Raw genomic sequence first — 16,833 nt, forward strand, 5'->3', positions numbered from 1 at the left:
TTATACAGTTGTATTTAATATTTCTTTTAATGATTCAATAAAGCTTTTTTCATTATCCTGTTCATCTTCAGGTTTTGAATCACTATTTTCTTGCTCATGCTTTTCATTTTGCTCAGGACTTTCTTTAAACGTTTTTGCGGATTGTTCCGTAAAAACTTCAAAACGCTCAACCTCTATTTGGACCGATGGTAGTGCTTGTCTAAGTTGAGTTATACTGTGGTCTAATAAATCCTTTGCTGATCCAGTAGAGGCAACAATTTTCGCAATCATTTCACCATTTTTTTGGACAAGCCTTACTGTAAGTGATCCAAGGTGTACCGGATTTAGTTTAATCACTAAACGATTAGCACCGTTAGGCATTTGAGCAAACTTACTCGATTTAAACGCGTTTAATAGTTGATTGGTAAATTCTTGTCTTGTTGTTGATTCTGATTTTTGACTTTCAATTTGCGTAACAGTTTGTCTAGACATAAATTTATCTAATTGAATCGTAAATGTTTCTTCCCTAACATCTATATTTTCGGATGTAACATCTAGATGATGCTGGCCGGAATTTTGTCCTACTAATTGTTGTTTATTAAGAAACATAGTATTGTTTGTTGCAATTCTCTCTTCTAGGGTTCCAGCTTGCTTCAACAATTTAGATAGAAAGGGTAGTAGAACCTTATCATTCAGTTTACCGTTTTGACTATTATTGATATATTCTAAAACTTCATTCAAAACAGGTTGAAGATTAACAGCTTGTTTATTTGCAACTTGATCTGCTAATTTTGTGAGGGTATCACTCATTAAAACGTTCTGTTGACTTTGATCATTTCTCAATAATTCAGTTTCATCAAATAGCATAAATTTTTCTAAACTTTCAACATTATTTAATTGAGTTACCTGCCGATCTTCGTCAAATATATTTTCAGTTATTTTGTTGAAAATTGTTTTGAGTGTTAATAAGTCGTTTTTTTCGATAGTCGTTTTAACACTATTTTCAAGAAAATTATTAGCCGCGCCTAATTCATTTATCAACTTATTTTTCACATGAGCTTCACTATTAAGTAGTAAATTTGATTCATTTAATGCATCAGTAATCGTTAATAATTTATCAATATTGTTTACGGTAGTACCATCATCACCAAGAGCCCATTTATTAACAATTAATTGACCTTCTAATAATTTCTCATCTTCCAATTCCATCTTAGACAGTGAATCTACTATACTAGAAAATGTATATTCATCATTATGATAACTAGAGTACTCTTCCTCTAGAATATTATTTAAACTGGATAAAACTGGAGTTAAATCAACTTCTGACTCTTCAGGTAATGCTTCAATTGCTTTAACTAGAGTAAGAATACTCGTAGCTGTTGGTGCTAGTTGCACCTGATCAATCAACTCTTGAAGCTCCATGGAATCTTCTTGTCTACGAAGTATTTCACTTTCAAGGAGGGATATTACTTGAGAATCCTCATCAGTATGGGTATCTTTTATACCAATATCCTCTGTTTTCATCCCTTGCTCAACTGCTAAATGTTCGCTGAAGCTTTTGCCACCTATTTTAGTGTTAGCATTATTAGGCCTTGTACTTACTTGCATCATCTGAGATAGTGCTGCGATTTTCACTTATTCACCTCCTTTTATTCAGTCTCGGAATCTGTTGCTATTAAGTTTGTATATTTCACTGCGTCCTCTACTGACATTTTTGTTAAGATATCAGCAACTTGCTTATCGTCTAGTGAAGTTAAAATAAGCATTGCCTCAGCTTCTTTTAACTTCGGAATAATTTCAGCTGCCTTTTTACTCGACATATTATCGTAAAGCTTTGCAATATCCTTCGACTTCTTTTCAGGTTCAACATTATTTAAACTTTCAAGTTGTTCTTCGAGAGATTTTACTTCTTGATTTAGATTTTGGACCTCTTTTTCTTTGAGGCTTAGGTCTTTTTCAAGTGCATCGATCGCTATATCTTGTTCGTCGATCATTTGCTCTAGTTTTAATTTTTCGGCTTTAGCTTCATTATCCGTAGCCGCTTCACTTACATCTTTACCGGATGTATCTTTTGTTTCTTTTTCCTCATCCTTAAAGAGCTTTTCAACAACTGGTATTTCTGCTAAAGCCATTTTTGTTTTACCAAAAACATCAAAGCCTGCAACAGACAAAATAACAATCACTAAAGTTAATGTAAAGATAATCGGGATTAATATAACGAAGAAAAACCATTGTAACTTACCATATTCCTTTTTTTCGTTTTCCATCTTCCTTCACCTAATTTCCATGATACATATAGGACTGTATTGAGAGATCATCCATAAGCTTATTATCTAGCTGATTCATACCAAATAGGTGATCTTTCTTTTGTTTTTCTTTTAGTTTTTCATACTTTTTCACTTCTATATTATGGTGCATTAATTTTGCCTGTTTTTCATTCATTCGGTTTCGAGTTAAATGGACAAGTTTTTGATAATGTGTAATTGATTTCTCAATATTACTGACAAATTGTTGGTTATGCCTAATTTCTTGAACTGACATCCCTGTATTAAGTTTAGTAGTAGTAGCTTCTTCGAGAATTTCCTTTTGTTTGAGAGAGTCATAGAGTTTATGTGCTACATTTTCAAATTCACTGACAGATTGATTGTATTCTGCTAACGATTTCTCTTTTTCATTTTCTTTAATATCCATAATCTTTTGAAATCTAAATTGGTACGTCATTAAAATTCACCTTTTTCCATTAACTGAATAAGCGAATGTATACTTTGCTCAATTGTCACTTTATCTTCTACCTCTTGTTTCAAGTATGAAATGATCTTTGGGTAATACTTTATTGCTTCATCTATTTCACGAGAAGAGCCTCTTTTATAGGCTCCAATATTAATTAAGTCCTCAGAATTTAAATAGGTAGATAATAGTTCCCTCAGCTTCGTAGCTGCTACACGGTGGTCTTGGTCGACAATTTGATTCATGACACGGCTGATACTTTTTAATACGTTTATTGCAGGAAATTGACCTTTATTAGCAAGATCACGATCCAACACGATATGTCCATCTAGTATTCCGCGGACAGTATCAGAGATGGGCTCATTCATATCATCACCATCTACCAAGACTGTATAAAAGGCAGTAATTGTTCCAAGCTCGTTTGTCCCTGTTCGTTCTAAAAGCTTTGGCAGAATTGCGAACACAGATGGTGTGTATCCCTTGGTTGTAGGCGGTTCACCAACTGCTAGACCAATTTCACGCTGTGCCATTGCAACACGTGTAACTGAATCCATCATAAACATCACATTTAACCCTTTGTCGCGAAAATATTCAGCAATAGCAGTTGCTGTATAGGATGCCTTTAGTCTCATTAATGCTGGTTGGTCTGATGTAGCAACGATTACAATCGATCTTTTTAAACCTTCTGGACCTAAATCACGATCGATAAATTCACGAACCTCACGGCCACGTTCCCCAACAAGAGCTATGACATTTATATCTGCATTCGTATTTCGAGCAATCATTCCCATTAATGTACTTTTACCTACACCACTACCTGCAAAAATCCCTACCCGTTGACCTTTCCCTACTGTTAATAGGCTATCAATCACTCGAACGCCGACCTCAATCTTTTCGTCAATAGGTGGTCTCTTCATTGGATTTGGTGGTGATTTTTCTGTTGGTGCATAGTTTAAACCCTTAGGTAAGCTTGACTCATCAAGAGGTTTCCCAAAAGCATCAACTACTTTACCTATTAATCCGGCACCTACTTTGATTTTTAAAGGATTATCCGTAGCTTCTACAATACTACCAGGTGAAATGTCGGTTACTTGTAGATATGGCATTAACAAAACATTTTCATCCTTAAAACCGACTACCTCTGCTGGGATCTTTGTGCTTTTATTAGATCCTGTATATATATAGCAAAGATCCCCAATTGAGCTTTCTGGGCCCCTTGATTCAATCATTAGTCCTACTACCTTTTTTACTTTTCCAAAGCGTTTATATGAATCTAGTCTGTCAATAGTATGAATCAAGTCCATTGCTCTCAATTTGGGATCACCTCTCATCAATTAGTTGCATTAATTGATCTTTCAATTGTTTTAGCTGTGTATCAATACTAATATCTATCCTGCCAAATGCTGAATCAATAAAGCAGCCATCACTATCTAATTCTGTATTTGCATAAATACTTATGTCCGTTTTATTCGTTAGTAGTAATTTTAATTCATCCTTTTGACTTAACAAAAACTCGTAATGAGTAGGATGGACATGGACTTTTATGTTCTCGTAATCTTTCACTTCAGATAACCCTTCCTTAACAACAGCCAAAAAATTCCCAGAGGATTCATCTAACTTCATAGCGATAATTTTACTTGCGATCTTTGTAGCAAGTAATAATATTGCATTTTCAGATAGTTGAACTGTCTCATCATAATCCTTTTTAGCCATGTCTATTATCCTTTGCGATTCTTCAATATTTGTTTGATACTGCCTTAAAGCCTCTTGTCTACCTAGCTCTAGGCCTTCTGCGTAACCTTCTTGTCTAACTTGTTCATAAAGTTGCTCTTTCTCTTGTTCCCATGACCCTTTTTCATATTCCACTTGCTGAAGAATTCTTGATGTTTCTGCTAGTGCGGATTGTCTAATTTGTTCTGCCTCTTCTTTTGCCGTTTGAATCATATGACTATTTTTTATCATTATATCTGGTTCATCTATATCTTTATATTTACCTTTCAGGAGTTCTTGTATAGCTTGGACAGCGATAGGTTGTTTTTCATTGTCATCTTTAAAGGTATTCTGAGACTTTATAAGTTTAGACAATAATATCATCTCCTCCACCACGTGCGATGACAATTTCACCGGCTTCTTCAAGCCTTCTAATAACCCCTACTATTCTAGATTGCGCCTCTTCAACATCACGTAATCGAACAGGTCCCATGTACTCCATTTCTTCTTTAAATGTATCTACCATACGATTAGACATATTTTTAAATACAACATCTCTAACTTCTTCACTTGCAACTTTTAATGAAAGCATTAAATCGTCATTTTCCACATCTCTTACGACGCGTTGGATGGCACGATTATCAAGCGTAACGATATCTTCAAATACAAACATTCTCTTTTTAATTTCTTCAGCTAAAACTGGATCTTGTATTTCTAGTGAATCAAGAATCGTTCTTTCCGTTGATCGATCAACTCCATTAAGTACTTCAACAACTGCTTCTATTCCACCAGTTTGCGTGAAATCCTGTGTGACTGTTGATGAAAGCTTTCGCTCAAGAATTTGTTCGACCTCATTGATAATTTCTGGTGAGGTGCGATCCATAACAGCTATTCTTCTTGCAACATCAGCTTGAAGTTCCTGTGGAAGCTCAGACAATATTTGACCTGATTGTACTGGTTCAAGATAGGATAGAACCAAGGCTATTGTTTGTGGATGCTCATTTTGTATAAAGTTTAAAATTTGTGATGGATCTGCCTTTCTAGCAAAATCAAACGGTCTAACCTGAAGTGACGAGGTTAAACGCTGGATAATGCTAGTTGCTTTGTCTCCTCCCAATGCTTTCTCAAGAATTTGCTTAGCATAAGAGATTCCTCCTTGCGATATAAAATCCTGAGCCATCGCAATATCATGAAATTCCTCAATGATCTCTTCCTTTTTATTCGCTTCAACTTTTCGAACTCCCGATATTTCTAAAGTTAACTTCTCTATTTCTTCCTCCGACAAATGTTTATATATTGATGCCGAGACTTCAGGTCCTAAAGAGATTAAGAGAATGGCAGCCTTTTGCTTGCCTGTCAATACATTACTATTATCTTTTCTCGCCATATTCTTAACCCCCTATTCCTCTGAAATCCATGTACGTAATAGCTTAGCAAAATCTTCCGGGTTTTCTTTAGCCATTTTTTCCAGCTGCTGTTTTCGTACTGTTCCTTCTGTTTCTACTTCTTTATTAATATCTTGAACTCTAATTGGTTCTTCGAAAGGTAGAGCATCATCCTCTTCAATCTCTTCTTCAGCCTGTTTTTTCTTTCTAACTAACAGTATGACCAAGATGACTATAACTAGTAATAGAACGCCTGAAACAACGTAAACCCACCAAGGAATTGATTGTGCAGTTTCAGTTTCAGTGGCAAATTGTTGTTTTCCATCAAACGTTTGGACAGAAACAACTACTTTCTCCTCTATTTGTTCATCAGTTAATGGTTCTTCTGTTGTATCCTTGTTTATTGATGTACGGATAACTGTTGAAAGAATTTGTTGAATATCTTCTTCACGTTCAGCTGTAAATGATAGTGGATCCTCCGGATTAGGTGGTTCCACCATTACTTGAATACCAATATCACGTATTTTGTAAGGACTCTCTACAATTTGTTTATTTATTCTATTTACTTCATTATTAATTCTTTCTTCGATACGTTCATAATCACCATCGCCGGAACCTTCTGCAGTGGCTTCATATCCAGGTATGTCTGTTTCTCCTGTCCCATTCACACCACCTGCTGCAGCAGCGCCATTACCCGTGTATGCTTCTGTGATTCTTTCAACGCTTACGGCAATTCCTTCATCACTATCTTCTGTTACCGGACTAACAAGGTTTTCCTCACGACTTTCTTGAGTGAAATCAATATCAGTAGAAACTGAAACGACTACTTTGTCTTGTCCCATCATTGTACCTAACATCTTTTGAACATCTCTTTGAATATCTTGTTCAATTTGTGCTTGTATACCTTGTTGGGATGCATAGTTAGTACTTGTTGATGAACTCCCACCATTATTTAGATCATAATAATTAAAGTTTTGGTCCATAATAACAATATTATCAGTAGCCAGATTCGGAATACTTTTTGATACTAAATGGAAAAGTGCATTCACATTTTCCTGATCCAACTGTGCACCAGGTTTTAAATCAAGAACAACAGAGGCTGATGACCCTTCTGCTTGTTCGCCAACAAATACAGATTCTGCAGGTAGGTTTATCATGACTTTTGCATCATTAACCCCATCGATCCCCTTCATCAAGTTGGATAATTCAGTTTGTGTTGCTTTTAGCTTAATAACATCAAACTCTTTATCCGTCATACCAAAGCCTGAATCTTGACCAAAGTATGAATAATCTATCGTACCTGAATCTGGGACTCCTTCTGCTGCAAGCTCTACCATTAATGTATCTACTTGCTCTTTTGGCACCATTATAGTCGTACCATTATTGGTAATTTCCGATTTAATACCTTTAGAATCAAGCGTTTCTTTTATCTGACCAGTTTCCGCTGCAGAAAGGTTTGAATATAAAGGAACTAAATCTGTTTTTGATAAAAAGTATGTTAAAATTCCTGCGAGCAAAAAAAAGAAAAGTGCACCAGTAATAAGTAATGTTTTCTGCACTTTACTTCTTCCTTGCCAGGAGTCACTTAATTTATTTTTCGTATTCATTAACTTTTCGTTCATTCCATAAAGTCCCCCGGTTATGATGACATTAGATAGTTTTGTAGTTACCATTAACCGTCCTTAAACTTAAGAACAATTACTACACCTGCATTCTCATCATTTCTTGATATGCTTCAATAGCTTTATTACGAACCTCTGTTGCAAGAGTCATTGTTACACTAGCTTTTTCGGCTGTGATCATGACATTATGCAAATCTACATTCTCACCAGCTGCAAGAGCAGTAGTCATTTTATCCGATTCGACTTGTGATTGATTGACCTTTTCAACTGCCAGTTTTAGTGAATCTGCAAAACTTACTTTATTTGTATTTAGATCAGCCTTTTGCTGGAATGGACTCGGTTGTGTTGTTATTTGTAATGGATTGACACTATTTATCATTCATTTCACCTATTTTCCAATTTCTAATGCTTTCATAAGCATTCCTTTTGTTGCATTCATCACAGTTACATTCGCTTCGTATGATCGAGTACTACTTATTAAATCAACCATTTCTTTTAAAGGGTCAACGTTTGGCATTGCTACGTAACCATCGTCATTTGCATCTGGATGCTCAGGATCATAGATAAGTTCAAATGGTGTATCATCTCCAACAATTTCTGTTACTTTTACACCATCTGTGTTATCCGATGAGCCCATAGCCTTACTGAGAAAGGAAGAGAATTGATTACCCTGAGGCTGTGTTACAATCATTTTCCTACGATATGGTTGCCATTCACCGTCAATAAACTCACCTCTAGTTGTATCCACATTTGCCATGTTAGAGGAAATTACGTCCATTCTAACTCTTTGCGCCGTTAGGGCAGAGCCAGATGTATTGATAGCTTGAAATATAGACATTATTAATTGCCACCTTTTATAACTGTTTTTAAGGAATTAAATTTACTACTTAAACGCTCAACTAATGCATTGTATTGAATTTGATTTTTAGCCATCTCAGTCATTTCCTTATCTATATCAATGTTATTCCCATTGTGTTGGTAGCTAGTATTATTCCTAGAAACAACTTGGTACCCTGATGAAGTAGTTCCAAATTCTATATGCTTATTAGTTGTTTTCTTTGCACTTAGTTTTTGCATCTCATTACCTAAGGAATTGCTAAATTTAACCTCTTGCGCCTTATAATTTGGAGTATCCACATTTGCAATGTTATTTGATATGACTTTTTGCTTAGTACTTGACTGATTTATTGCTCGCTCTAATGTACTTATTGAACTAGAAAATAAATTCAAAGTTTCACCCCCACAAATAAAAAAAACCAACGTATTCTGTCAATGTCGAAATATGTTCTTTTGATAGTTACATTGTATGAAATTATAGTCTTAAAGTCTATGAAGTTTTTGTAAAAAAAAGTCGGATTTTCAAGTAAATTTTTCCTTTAGGCATTTAAGCCTATTAAATAAGCGCTTATCAGCACGTTAATTAGTGATAATTTGAATATCATTACGGATTTTTACTATTGCCTATAAACAAAATATCACAAATATCGACATTTGCGTAGATAAATTCTTTCCCATATTTTTAGGAAAATAGAATTAGTTATATTTGCACACTTATATTATTTAAGCTTTTATCTATTCGTTTTTTTCGAATCGATCGCTATTTTCATTAACTTGCCATTTATAATTAATCTCCTTCAAAAGAAAAAAAAAAAAAACAACATCCACTACAAAAACAGCCGTTTTAGCTATTTCTGTAAAGATTGTTGTTTTTATTTTTATAATAAAATAATGCTATCCATACCTAATTACTTCTTTGTTAATTTGCTTTTAATTTTTCTAATTCTAATAGGAACTTATCATTTAATACTTTGATATATGTACCTTTCATTCCTAATGATCTAGATTCGATAACTCCTGCACTTTCTAACTTTCGTAGGGCATTAACGATAACAGAACGTGTTATCCCCACTCTATCTGCAATCTTACTTGCAACCAATAGACCTTCTTTTCCACTTAATTCTTCAAAGATATGTTCAATAGCTTCTAACTCACTATATGACAATGAACTAATTGCCATTTGAACAACAGCCTTACTACGAGCTTCCTCTTCTATTTCATCTGTTTTTTCACGTAAAATTTCCATACCTACAACGGTAGCACCATATTCTGCAAGAATTAAATCTTCATCTTCAAATTGTCCTTGTACTCTTGCTAAAATTAGTGTTCCGAGACGCTCTCCTCCACCGATGATTGGAACAATAGTCGTTAGTCCATTTTTAAATAATTCACGGTTTTCCACTGGAAAAGCTGTATATTCACTTTCAAAATCTATATTTGAAGATGTTTCTGTTACATTAAACAAATTATTGGTATATTCTTCAGGGAATTGACGGTCTTCAAGCATTTTCTTCATTCGTTCGTTTTCGATTTGTTGATTTACTGCAAATCCTAGTAGTTTTCCTCTTCGACTAACAACAAATATATTTGCTTCTATTACATCACTTAATGTTTCGGCCATTTCTTTGAAATTCACCGGTTTACCTGCTGCTCTTTGAAGCATTGCATTTATTTTTCTTGTTTTTTGCAATAATGCCATGATTGTTTCCTCCTGTAACATATTTAATTGTTATCAGCTCTTTTCAAAAGTTTTGTTACCTATTTCTTCAATGATTCACTTTTTCTTTTAATCACGGAAATAAAGTACTCTTTACGGCAACAAAATTTCGAGTAATAGCCGTTTATAATATAAATTGACTTAAATCTTTGTTTTTTGAAATCTTTCCTAGTTTATCTTCTACATACTGAGGAGTGATGACAACCTTCTCCAAATTAATGTCTGGCGCTTCAAAAGATAAATCTTCCAATAGGCGCTCTAGTATAGTATGAAGTCTTCTTGCACCGATATTGTCTGTGTCTTGATTTACTTCAAAAGCAACTTCTGCGATTTTACGTATAGCATCGTCAGAAAATTCTAATTGTATACCTTCTGTTTCTAATAATGCTTGATATTGTTTTAATAATGCATTATCTGGCTCTACCAATATTTTTACAAAGTCATCTGCACTTAACTTGGTTAATTCTACACGAATCGGGAACCTTCCTTGAAGCTCAGGAATAAGATCTGAAGGCTTTGCAATATGAAAGGCACCTGCAGCTACAAATAATACATGATCGGTTTTTACTGTTCCATACTTCGTTACAACAGTTGATCCTTCAACAATCGGAAGAATATCTCGTTGTACACCTTCTCTCGATACGTCTGCTGATGATCCACCATTCGATTTCCCGGCTATTTTATCAATTTCATCGATAAAAATAATACCAGTTTGTTCTGCTCGTATGACCGCATCTTGTGTTACTTCATCCATATCGATAAGCTTACTTGCTTCTTCGTTTGTTATAACTTTTCTCGCATCTCTTACAGTAAGTTTACGCTTTTTCTTTTTCTTAGGCATAAAGCTACCTAATGCATCTTGCATATTCATTCCCATTTGCTCCATACCCGAACCTTGAAGCATATCAAACATCGATGCTTGTTGCTCTTCAACCTCAATAAACACATAGTGATCCTCAAGTTCACCTAAAGCTAACTGATGCGTTATTCTACGGCGTTTCTCGCGAAGTGTTGTTTCCTCATTCGTATCATCCTCTTGCTCTTGATCTTGGTTCCCAGCACCACCAAAAAACATTTCTAAAGGGTTTTTAACTGATGACTGTTTCTTTTTACCTGGGACAAGAAGCTCAACTAAACGTTTATTGGCGTTTTCTTCTGCAAGACCTTTAACATCCGAAACTTTCTCTTCTTTAACTATACGAACTGCTGTTTCAACTAAATCACGAACCATTGATTCAACGTCTCTGCCTACGTAACCAACCTCTGTAAATTTCGTCGCCTCTACTTTAATAAATGGTGCCCCAACAAGTTTTGCAATCCTTCTTGCAATTTCCGTTTTTCCAACACCCGTAGGTCCAATCATTAATATGTTTTTAGGAACGACTTCATCACGAAGCTTTCCATCTAATAAGCTTCGTCTATAGCGATTTCGTAATGCTACAGCTACAGCTTTTTTTGCATCCGTCTGACCTACAATATATTGATCTAATCGTTCAACAATTTGTTTTGGTGTTAGTTGTTTATTCAACCTGTTATCCTCCCTTATTAAAGCTCTTCAACAATTATATTTTGATTGGTATAAACACATATTTCACCTGCGATAGATAAAGCTCCTTCAGCAATATCCTTTGCAGTTAAGTTATCTCCAGCATAACGCTTTAATGCTCTACCAGCAGATAAGGCATAATTACCACCTGAACCAATTGCTAATACACCGTCATCCGGTTCAATTACCTCACCGGTACCAGAGACTAATAATATATGCTCTTCATTCATAACAATTAGCATTGCTTCAAGTCTTCTCAACACCTTGTCACTACGCCATTCTTTTGCTAATTCTACTGAAGCGCGCTGGAGGTTCCCGTTGTATTCTTCCAGTCTACTTTCAAAAAGTTCAAATAATGTAAAGGCATCTGCTACTGATCCTGCAAAACCAGCAAGTACCTTTCCATTAAATATCTTGCGAACCTTTTTTGCGGTATGTTTCATAACCACTGCATTTCCGAAAGTTACCTGGCCATCTCCAGCCATCGCTGCTTTTCCATTATGTTGAATTGCAAATATTGTTGTCGCATGAAATTGAGACATAATTTACCTCCTTAGAATATGCTTTTATGCACGAGGATGATGAGTCATATAAATCTTTTTTAAATGGTCTTTCGTTACATGTGTATACACTTGTGTTGAAGATAAATGCGAATGCCCCAGTAATTCTTGGACACTTCTCATATCTGCTCCTTCATTTAACATATGTGTAGCAAACGTATGTCTAAACATATGAGGGTGTATATGTAATGTCAGGGATGCCTTTTTAATTAGTTCATTTAGGACATGTCTAACGCCACGATCGGTTAATAGACTTCCTCGATGATTGACAAAAAGATAAGAATGTTCGTCAACTGTTTTTAATTTATTTATTAATGTTTTTCTACCTTGATTTACATATTGTTCAATAGCGTCTTTGGCATAGCTCCCAAAAGGGACGTATCTTTGTTTGCCACCCTTTCCATGAACAAGAACAGTACCAATATAAAAATCAATATCAGTTAACCGTATTTTGCAGCATTCACTAACACGAATCCCAGTTCCATAAAGGATTTCTAGTAAAGCCTGATTTCTTTGTCCTAAGGGTGTCTTACAATCAGATATAGAAAACAATTCTTCTATTTCCTGTTCGTAAAAGAATTTTGGGATTTTCTGCTCCTTTTTATGTAAAGACACTAATGAAAAAGGATTTTCACTTAATTTCTCTTCTCGAACGAGAAATTTATAAAAGCTCCTTAAAGAAGAAACTTTCCTTGATATTGTCCTTCTAGAATAATTTCTTTTATGTAACTGCGTTAAGTATAAACGTGTATCATTATATGTAACTTCTTCTAGGTGAAGGATTGATTGTTCCTTCATAAAGGAAAAAAAATCCTCAATATCTCTGGTATAATTCACAATTGTATATTGTGAATGGTTTTTTTCTATTTGTAAATACTCAATGAAAAAATTTAAATAAACCTTTACAGTTACCATTTAAACACCTCACAAGGGCTACTAAATGTTATCACAACTTTAGTAGCCCTTGCAAATAATAACTATAAATTTTTCGAAATTTTTTGAATTGTTTCTATCGCACGATTAGCATGCATTTCATTACGCTCTTTTTTACTTTTAATTCGAGTAGGTAGATCAGCAAAAATACCAAAGTTTGCATTCATGGGCTGAAAATTATCCGCGTTCGTAGTAGTAATATATTGTGCCATACTTCCGATCGCTGTTTCTTTAGGGAATTCAACTAAATCCTTCCCTTGTACTAAATGGGCAGCATTAAGTCCCGCTACCAAACCAGATGCAGCAGATTCAACATACCCTTCAACACCAGTCATTTGTCCCGCAAAAAATAAATTTTCTCTATCTTTGTATTGATAAGTTGCCTTTAAAAGCCTTGGAGAATTAATAAATGTATTTCGATGCATAACTCCATAACGGACTATTTCAGCATTTTCTAAACCGGGAATTAATGATAGAACTTCTTTTTGCGGTCCCCATTTAAGGTGGGTTTGAAATCCAACAATATTATAAAGTGTGCCAGCAGCATCATCCTGACGTAATTGAACAACTGCAAATGGTCTTTTCCCAGTTTTAGGATCTTCTAACCCTACTGGTTTTAACGGTCCAAATAACATCGTTTTTCTACCTCTTTGCCCCATTACCTCAATAGGCATACAACCTTCAAAGAAAATTTCTTTTTCAAATTCTTTTAAAGGAACTGTTTCTGCAGCAATTAACGCTTCATAAAAGCGATCAAATTCTTCCTCGTTCATCGGACAATTTAAATAGGCTGCTTCACCTTTATCATAACGAGATTTTAAGTATACCTTATTCATGTCAATACTATCTTTTTCAATAATCGGTGCAGCTGCGTCATAAAAATATAGGTACTCTTCACTTGTTAAAGTTTGTAATTGGTCTGATAGATTTTTCGAAGTTAATGGACCTGTAGAAATAATCGTCGGACCTGTAGGGATTTCTCCTACTTCTTCATTGATGACTGTTACATTCGGATGTCCCTTTACTAGTTCTGTTACCCTATTCGCAAATTCGTGGCGATCAACTGCTAAAGCACCACCTGCCGGAACTGCACATTCATCAGCAGCCTTAATAATAACTGAATCAAGAATTCTCATTTCTTCTTTGAGGACACCTACTGCATTTGTTAGCGTATTAGCCCTTAAAGAATTACTACAAACTAACTCTGCAAACTTATCAGTATGATGTGCTGGCGTTTGTTTAACTGGTCTCATTTCGTATAATCGAACTTGTATACCTCTTTTTGCTAATTGCCATGCTGCCTCACTTCCAGCAAGACCTGCACCAATTACATTTACTGTTTCATTTTGATTCATACTATCTTACCTCCGTAATATAAAAGAGGTGAGCTGAAAGAGGCTCACCTACTTTTGTTGTTCTTCTTTATAATCACATTCCATACACTGAACTTGTATACCTTTTTTCAGCTTCTTCTCAACAAGCATATTATCACATTTCGGACAACTTCTGGCAATCGGTTTATCCCATGATAGGAATTCACATTCTGGATATTGATTGCAACCATAAAAAATTCTCCGTTTTTTTGATTTCCGTTCAACAATCATGCCTTCTTTGCAATTTGGACACTTTACATCAATTTCTTTTACAATCGCTTTTGTATTTCGGCATTCAGGAAAATTTGAACATGCCATAAACTTTCCATATCTACCCATTTTATAAACCATATCGTTGCCACATTCTTCACAATCAATACCTGCTGGTTCATCTTTTATTTCAATTTTCTCCATTTCATTCTCTGCTTTTTCAAGTCTTGGTAAAAAATCTTTATAAAAATCATCTAGAATTTTCACCCACTCAATTTGCCCGTCTTCCACTTCATCTAGACTATGTTCCATATTAGCAGTGAATTCAACATTGATAATTTCTGGAAAAAACTCCATTATTAGCTCCAGTACGATTTCTCCTAGCTCAGTAGGAATAAATCGTTTATTATCTAACGAGACGTAACCACGTCTTTGAATGGTATCAAGTGTTGGAGCATAGGTTGAAGGACGTCCTATTCCTAATTCTTCTAAAGTTCTTACCAAGCGTGCCTCTGTAAAACGTGGAGGTGGCTGTGTGAAATGCTGTGCTGGTTCAATATCTTTAGAAAAGACTTCATCGCCTTCAACTAAGTTTGGTAATAAACGATCTTTCTCTTCAATCTGATCGTCATTTCCTTCAACATACACTTTCATGAATCCTGGGAATTTTATTTTCGAACCAGTTGCTCTAAACATAACTCCATTATTAATAAGATCAACACTCATTGTATCCAAGATTGCTGCTGCCATTTGACTGGATAAAAAACGCTCAAATATTAATTTGTACAATCTAAGTTGATCTCTGCTTAAAAACTCTTTTATAGATGCTGGATCACGTAGCGTCGAAGTTGGACGAATTGCTTCGTGGGCATCTTGTGTATTTGTATTTTTTTTCTTCGATGTGTTTGTCCGATCACCTAAAAATTCTTTACCATATTTATTTTCAATATAATCCACTGCTTCAGCTTGAGCGGTTTCAGAAATTCTCGTGGAATCTGTTCTCATATATGTGATTAATCCAACAGTACCTTCTTTACCTAATTCAATACCTTCATAAAGCTGCTGAGCGATCATCATTGTTTTCCTAGCTCTAAAGTTTAACTTCCGTGCGGCCTCTTGTTGCAGCGTAGATGTTATAAACGGAACAGCAGGGTTTCTTTTTCTTTCTTTTTTGGTCACTTTATTAACATTGAATTTATTTCCGTCGATAACCTGTAAAATTTCATTTACATCCTCTTCAGAATTCAACTCTTTCTTCTTACCGTTAACCCCATAAAATGAAGCTTCAAAATCCTTTTGTCCCTTTAAAAACTGACCTTCAATTGACCAGTATTCTTCTGGAATAAACTTTTTAATTTCTTTCTCTCTATCAATAATTAATCGAAGTGCCACAGATTGTACTCGACCAGCACTAAGGCCCTTTTTTACTTTTTTCCAAAGAATTGGGCTGATTTTATAACCAACAAGTCGATCAAGAACACGTCTTGCTTGTTGTGCATCAACTAAATCCATGTTAATTGAGCGTGGATGCTTGAAAGACTCCTTTATCGCATCTTTTGTAATTTCATTAAATACAACTCGACAGTCAGAATTAACGTCCACATCTAAACTGTGCGCTAAATGCCAAGCTATTGCTTCCCCTTCACGATCCGGATCGGCTGCGAGATAAACCTTTTTAACTTTTTTTGCTGCTGTTTTTAATTCTTTCAGTATAGGACCCTTACCTCTTATCGTAATATACTTCGGTTCAAAGTTATGTTCTACATCTACGCCAATTTGACTTTTAGGTAAATCCCGTATATGTCCCATTGAGGCTTTTACTTTATATTTTTTTCCTAAATATCGTTCTATTGTTTTTGCTTTTGCTGGTGATTCCACTATGACTAGATAGTCTGCCATGCATTTTGTCCTCCTTAAGAGGTATTCTCTCTTTTATATTTCTTCTATTTTAAATGTTAATCGACTAAATATTTTGATGGTGTAAGGTTTACATTATATTATTTTATTTAAAGTTTCCTTTTTATTGTGATTAGTGCTTTTCTTTATAACGACAAACGTTAACATTTATAATGAAGGAATAAATAAATAATTTATCTACATACAGAAAGAGATAAAATATCTCGCTTCACATAAATCAGTTTATTATTTTTCAACAATGATTCTTTTAATAGTCGAGAGTACGTCTACTCAAACCAACTGACAAAGTATTTTTATTAACTTAGACCTGAGAAATT

16 protein-coding genes are annotated in these 16,833 nt (G+C 34.8%); all 16 read right to left on the bottom strand.

The window, feature by feature from the left end; translation table 11 throughout:
• Positions 1-1,614: a flagellar hook-length control protein FliK gene (locus tag AC6CHR_RS02025; protein ID WP_498246781.1), complete on the bottom strand. Its 1,614-nt coding sequence runs from the start codon at positions 1,612-1,614 to the stop codon at positions 1-3.
• Between the two features lie 14 nt (positions 1,615-1,628).
• A complete protein-coding gene (locus tag AC6CHR_RS02030) occupies positions 1,629-2,246 on the bottom strand; it encodes a MotE family protein (RefSeq protein ID WP_498246782.1) in 618 nt (205 codons plus the stop codon).
• Positions 2,247-2,256: 10 nt separating this feature from the next.
• On the bottom strand, positions 2,257-2,700 hold the full coding sequence (gene fliJ, locus AC6CHR_RS02035) for a flagellar export protein FliJ (RefSeq protein ID WP_498246783.1): 444 nt from the start codon (positions 2,698-2,700) through the stop codon (positions 2,257-2,259).
• Positions 2,700-4,010: a flagellar protein export ATPase FliI gene (gene fliI / locus AC6CHR_RS02040; RefSeq protein ID WP_498246861.1), complete on the bottom strand. Its 1,311-nt coding sequence runs from the start codon at positions 4,008-4,010 to the stop codon at positions 2,700-2,702. Before fliI ends, fliJ begins: the two co-directional genes overlap by 1 nt.
• 16 nt (positions 4,011-4,026) lie before the next feature.
• Positions 4,027-4,791 carry a flagellar assembly protein FliH gene (fliH, locus tag AC6CHR_RS02045; protein WP_498246784.1) on the bottom strand — a complete coding sequence of 255 codons (765 nt, stop codon included), beginning with the start codon at positions 4,789-4,791 and terminating at the stop codon, positions 4,027-4,029.
• The gene (gene fliG / locus AC6CHR_RS02050) at positions 4,784-5,803 is read right to left on the bottom strand and encodes a flagellar motor switch protein FliG (RefSeq protein WP_498246785.1); all 1,020 of its coding nucleotides are present in this window, start codon (positions 5,801-5,803) and stop codon (positions 4,784-4,786) included. The genes fliH and fliG overlap by 8 nt, the downstream gene beginning before the upstream one ends.
• A gap of 12 nt (positions 5,804-5,815) precedes the next feature.
• Positions 5,816-7,423: a flagellar basal-body MS-ring/collar protein FliF gene (gene fliF / locus AC6CHR_RS02055; RefSeq protein WP_498246786.1), complete on the bottom strand. Its 1,608-nt coding sequence runs from the start codon at positions 7,421-7,423 to the stop codon at positions 5,816-5,818.
• Positions 7,424-7,502: 79 nt separating this feature from the next.
• Positions 7,503-7,802 carry a flagellar hook-basal body complex protein FliE gene (fliE, locus tag AC6CHR_RS02060; RefSeq protein WP_498246787.1) on the bottom strand — a complete coding sequence of 100 codons (300 nt, stop codon included), beginning with the start codon at positions 7,800-7,802 and terminating at the stop codon, positions 7,503-7,505.
• A 9-nt stretch (positions 7,803-7,811) separates the two neighbouring features.
• Positions 7,812-8,261, bottom strand: a complete 450-nt coding sequence (gene flgC / locus AC6CHR_RS02065) for a flagellar basal body rod protein FlgC (RefSeq protein ID WP_498246788.1) — start codon at positions 8,259-8,261, stop codon at positions 7,812-7,814.
• 2 nt (positions 8,262-8,263) lie between these two features.
• Entirely contained in the window at positions 8,264-8,653 is a 390-nt protein-coding gene (flgB, locus tag AC6CHR_RS02070; RefSeq protein ID WP_498246789.1) for a flagellar basal body rod protein FlgB, read from the bottom strand.
• A 526-nt stretch (positions 8,654-9,179) separates the two neighbouring features.
• A complete protein-coding gene (gene codY, locus AC6CHR_RS02075; RefSeq protein ID WP_498246790.1) occupies positions 9,180-9,959 on the bottom strand; it encodes a GTP-sensing pleiotropic transcriptional regulator CodY in 780 nt (259 codons plus the stop codon).
• A 142-nt stretch (positions 9,960-10,101) separates the two neighbouring features.
• Entirely contained in the window at positions 10,102-11,505 is a 1,404-nt protein-coding gene (gene hslU, locus AC6CHR_RS02080; RefSeq protein WP_498246791.1) for an ATP-dependent protease ATPase subunit HslU, read from the bottom strand.
• Positions 11,506-11,522: 17 nt separating this feature from the next.
• A complete protein-coding gene (gene hslV, locus AC6CHR_RS02085; protein WP_498246792.1) occupies positions 11,523-12,065 on the bottom strand; it encodes an ATP-dependent protease subunit HslV in 543 nt (180 codons plus the stop codon).
• 24 nt (positions 12,066-12,089) lie between these two features.
• Positions 12,090-12,998, bottom strand: a complete 909-nt coding sequence (gene xerC / locus AC6CHR_RS02090) for a tyrosine recombinase XerC (RefSeq protein WP_498246793.1) — start codon at positions 12,996-12,998, stop codon at positions 12,090-12,092.
• A gap of 62 nt (positions 12,999-13,060) precedes the next feature.
• Positions 13,061-14,371, bottom strand: a complete 1,311-nt coding sequence (trmFO, locus tag AC6CHR_RS02095; RefSeq protein ID WP_498246794.1) for an FADH(2)-oxidizing methylenetetrahydrofolate--tRNA-(uracil(54)-C(5))-methyltransferase TrmFO — start codon at positions 14,369-14,371, stop codon at positions 13,061-13,063.
• A gap of 48 nt (positions 14,372-14,419) precedes the next feature.
• Positions 14,420-16,498 (bottom strand): type I DNA topoisomerase, encoded by a 2,079-nt coding sequence (topA, locus tag AC6CHR_RS02100; protein WP_498246796.1) that lies wholly within the window; start codon positions 16,496-16,498, stop codon positions 14,420-14,422.
• Positions 16,499-16,833: the final 335 nt, after the last annotated feature.

It is taken from the genome of Metabacillus sp. GQ13 (assembly GCF_059758525.1).

What these genes read in the sequence shown, in the direction of transcription:
- AC6CHR_RS02030 (WP_498246782.1), bottom strand. Translation starts at nt 2,246, where the DNA reads ATGGAAAACGAAAAAAAGGAATATGGTAAGTTACAATGGTTTTTCTTC.
- fliJ (WP_498246783.1), bottom strand. Translation starts at nt 2,700, where the DNA reads ATGACGTACCAATTTAGATTTCAAAAGATTATGGATATTAAAGAAAAT.
- fliI (WP_498246861.1), bottom strand. Translation starts at nt 4,010, where the DNA reads ATGGACTTGATTCATACTATTGACAGACTAGATTCATATAAACGCTTT.
- fliG (WP_498246785.1), bottom strand. Translation starts at nt 5,803, where the DNA reads ATGGCGAGAAAAGATAATAGTAATGTATTGACAGGCAAGCAAAAGGCT.
- fliF (WP_498246786.1), bottom strand. Translation starts at nt 7,423, where the DNA reads ATGAACGAAAAGTTAATGAATACGAAAAATAAATTAAGTGACTCCTGG.
- fliE (WP_498246787.1), bottom strand. Translation starts at nt 7,802, where the DNA reads ATGATAAATAGTGTCAATCCATTACAAATAACAACACAACCGAGTCCA.
- flgC (WP_498246788.1), bottom strand. Translation starts at nt 8,261, where the DNA reads ATGTCTATATTTCAAGCTATCAATACATCTGGCTCTGCCCTAACGGCG.
- codY (WP_498246790.1), bottom strand. Translation starts at nt 9,959, where the DNA reads ATGGCATTATTGCAAAAAACAAGAAAAATAAATGCAATGCTTCAAAGA.
- hslV (WP_498246792.1), bottom strand. Translation starts at nt 12,065, where the DNA reads ATGTCTCAATTTCATGCGACAACAATATTTGCAATTCAACATAATGGA.
- xerC (WP_498246793.1), bottom strand. Translation starts at nt 12,998, where the DNA reads ATGGTAACTGTAAAGGTTTATTTAAATTTTTTCATTGAGTATTTACAA.
- trmFO (WP_498246794.1), bottom strand. Translation starts at nt 14,371, where the DNA reads ATGAATCAAAATGAAACAGTAAATGTAATTGGTGCAGGTCTTGCTGGA.
- topA (WP_498246796.1), bottom strand. Translation starts at nt 16,498, where the DNA reads ATGGCAGACTATCTAGTCATAGTGGAATCACCAGCAAAAGCAAAAACA.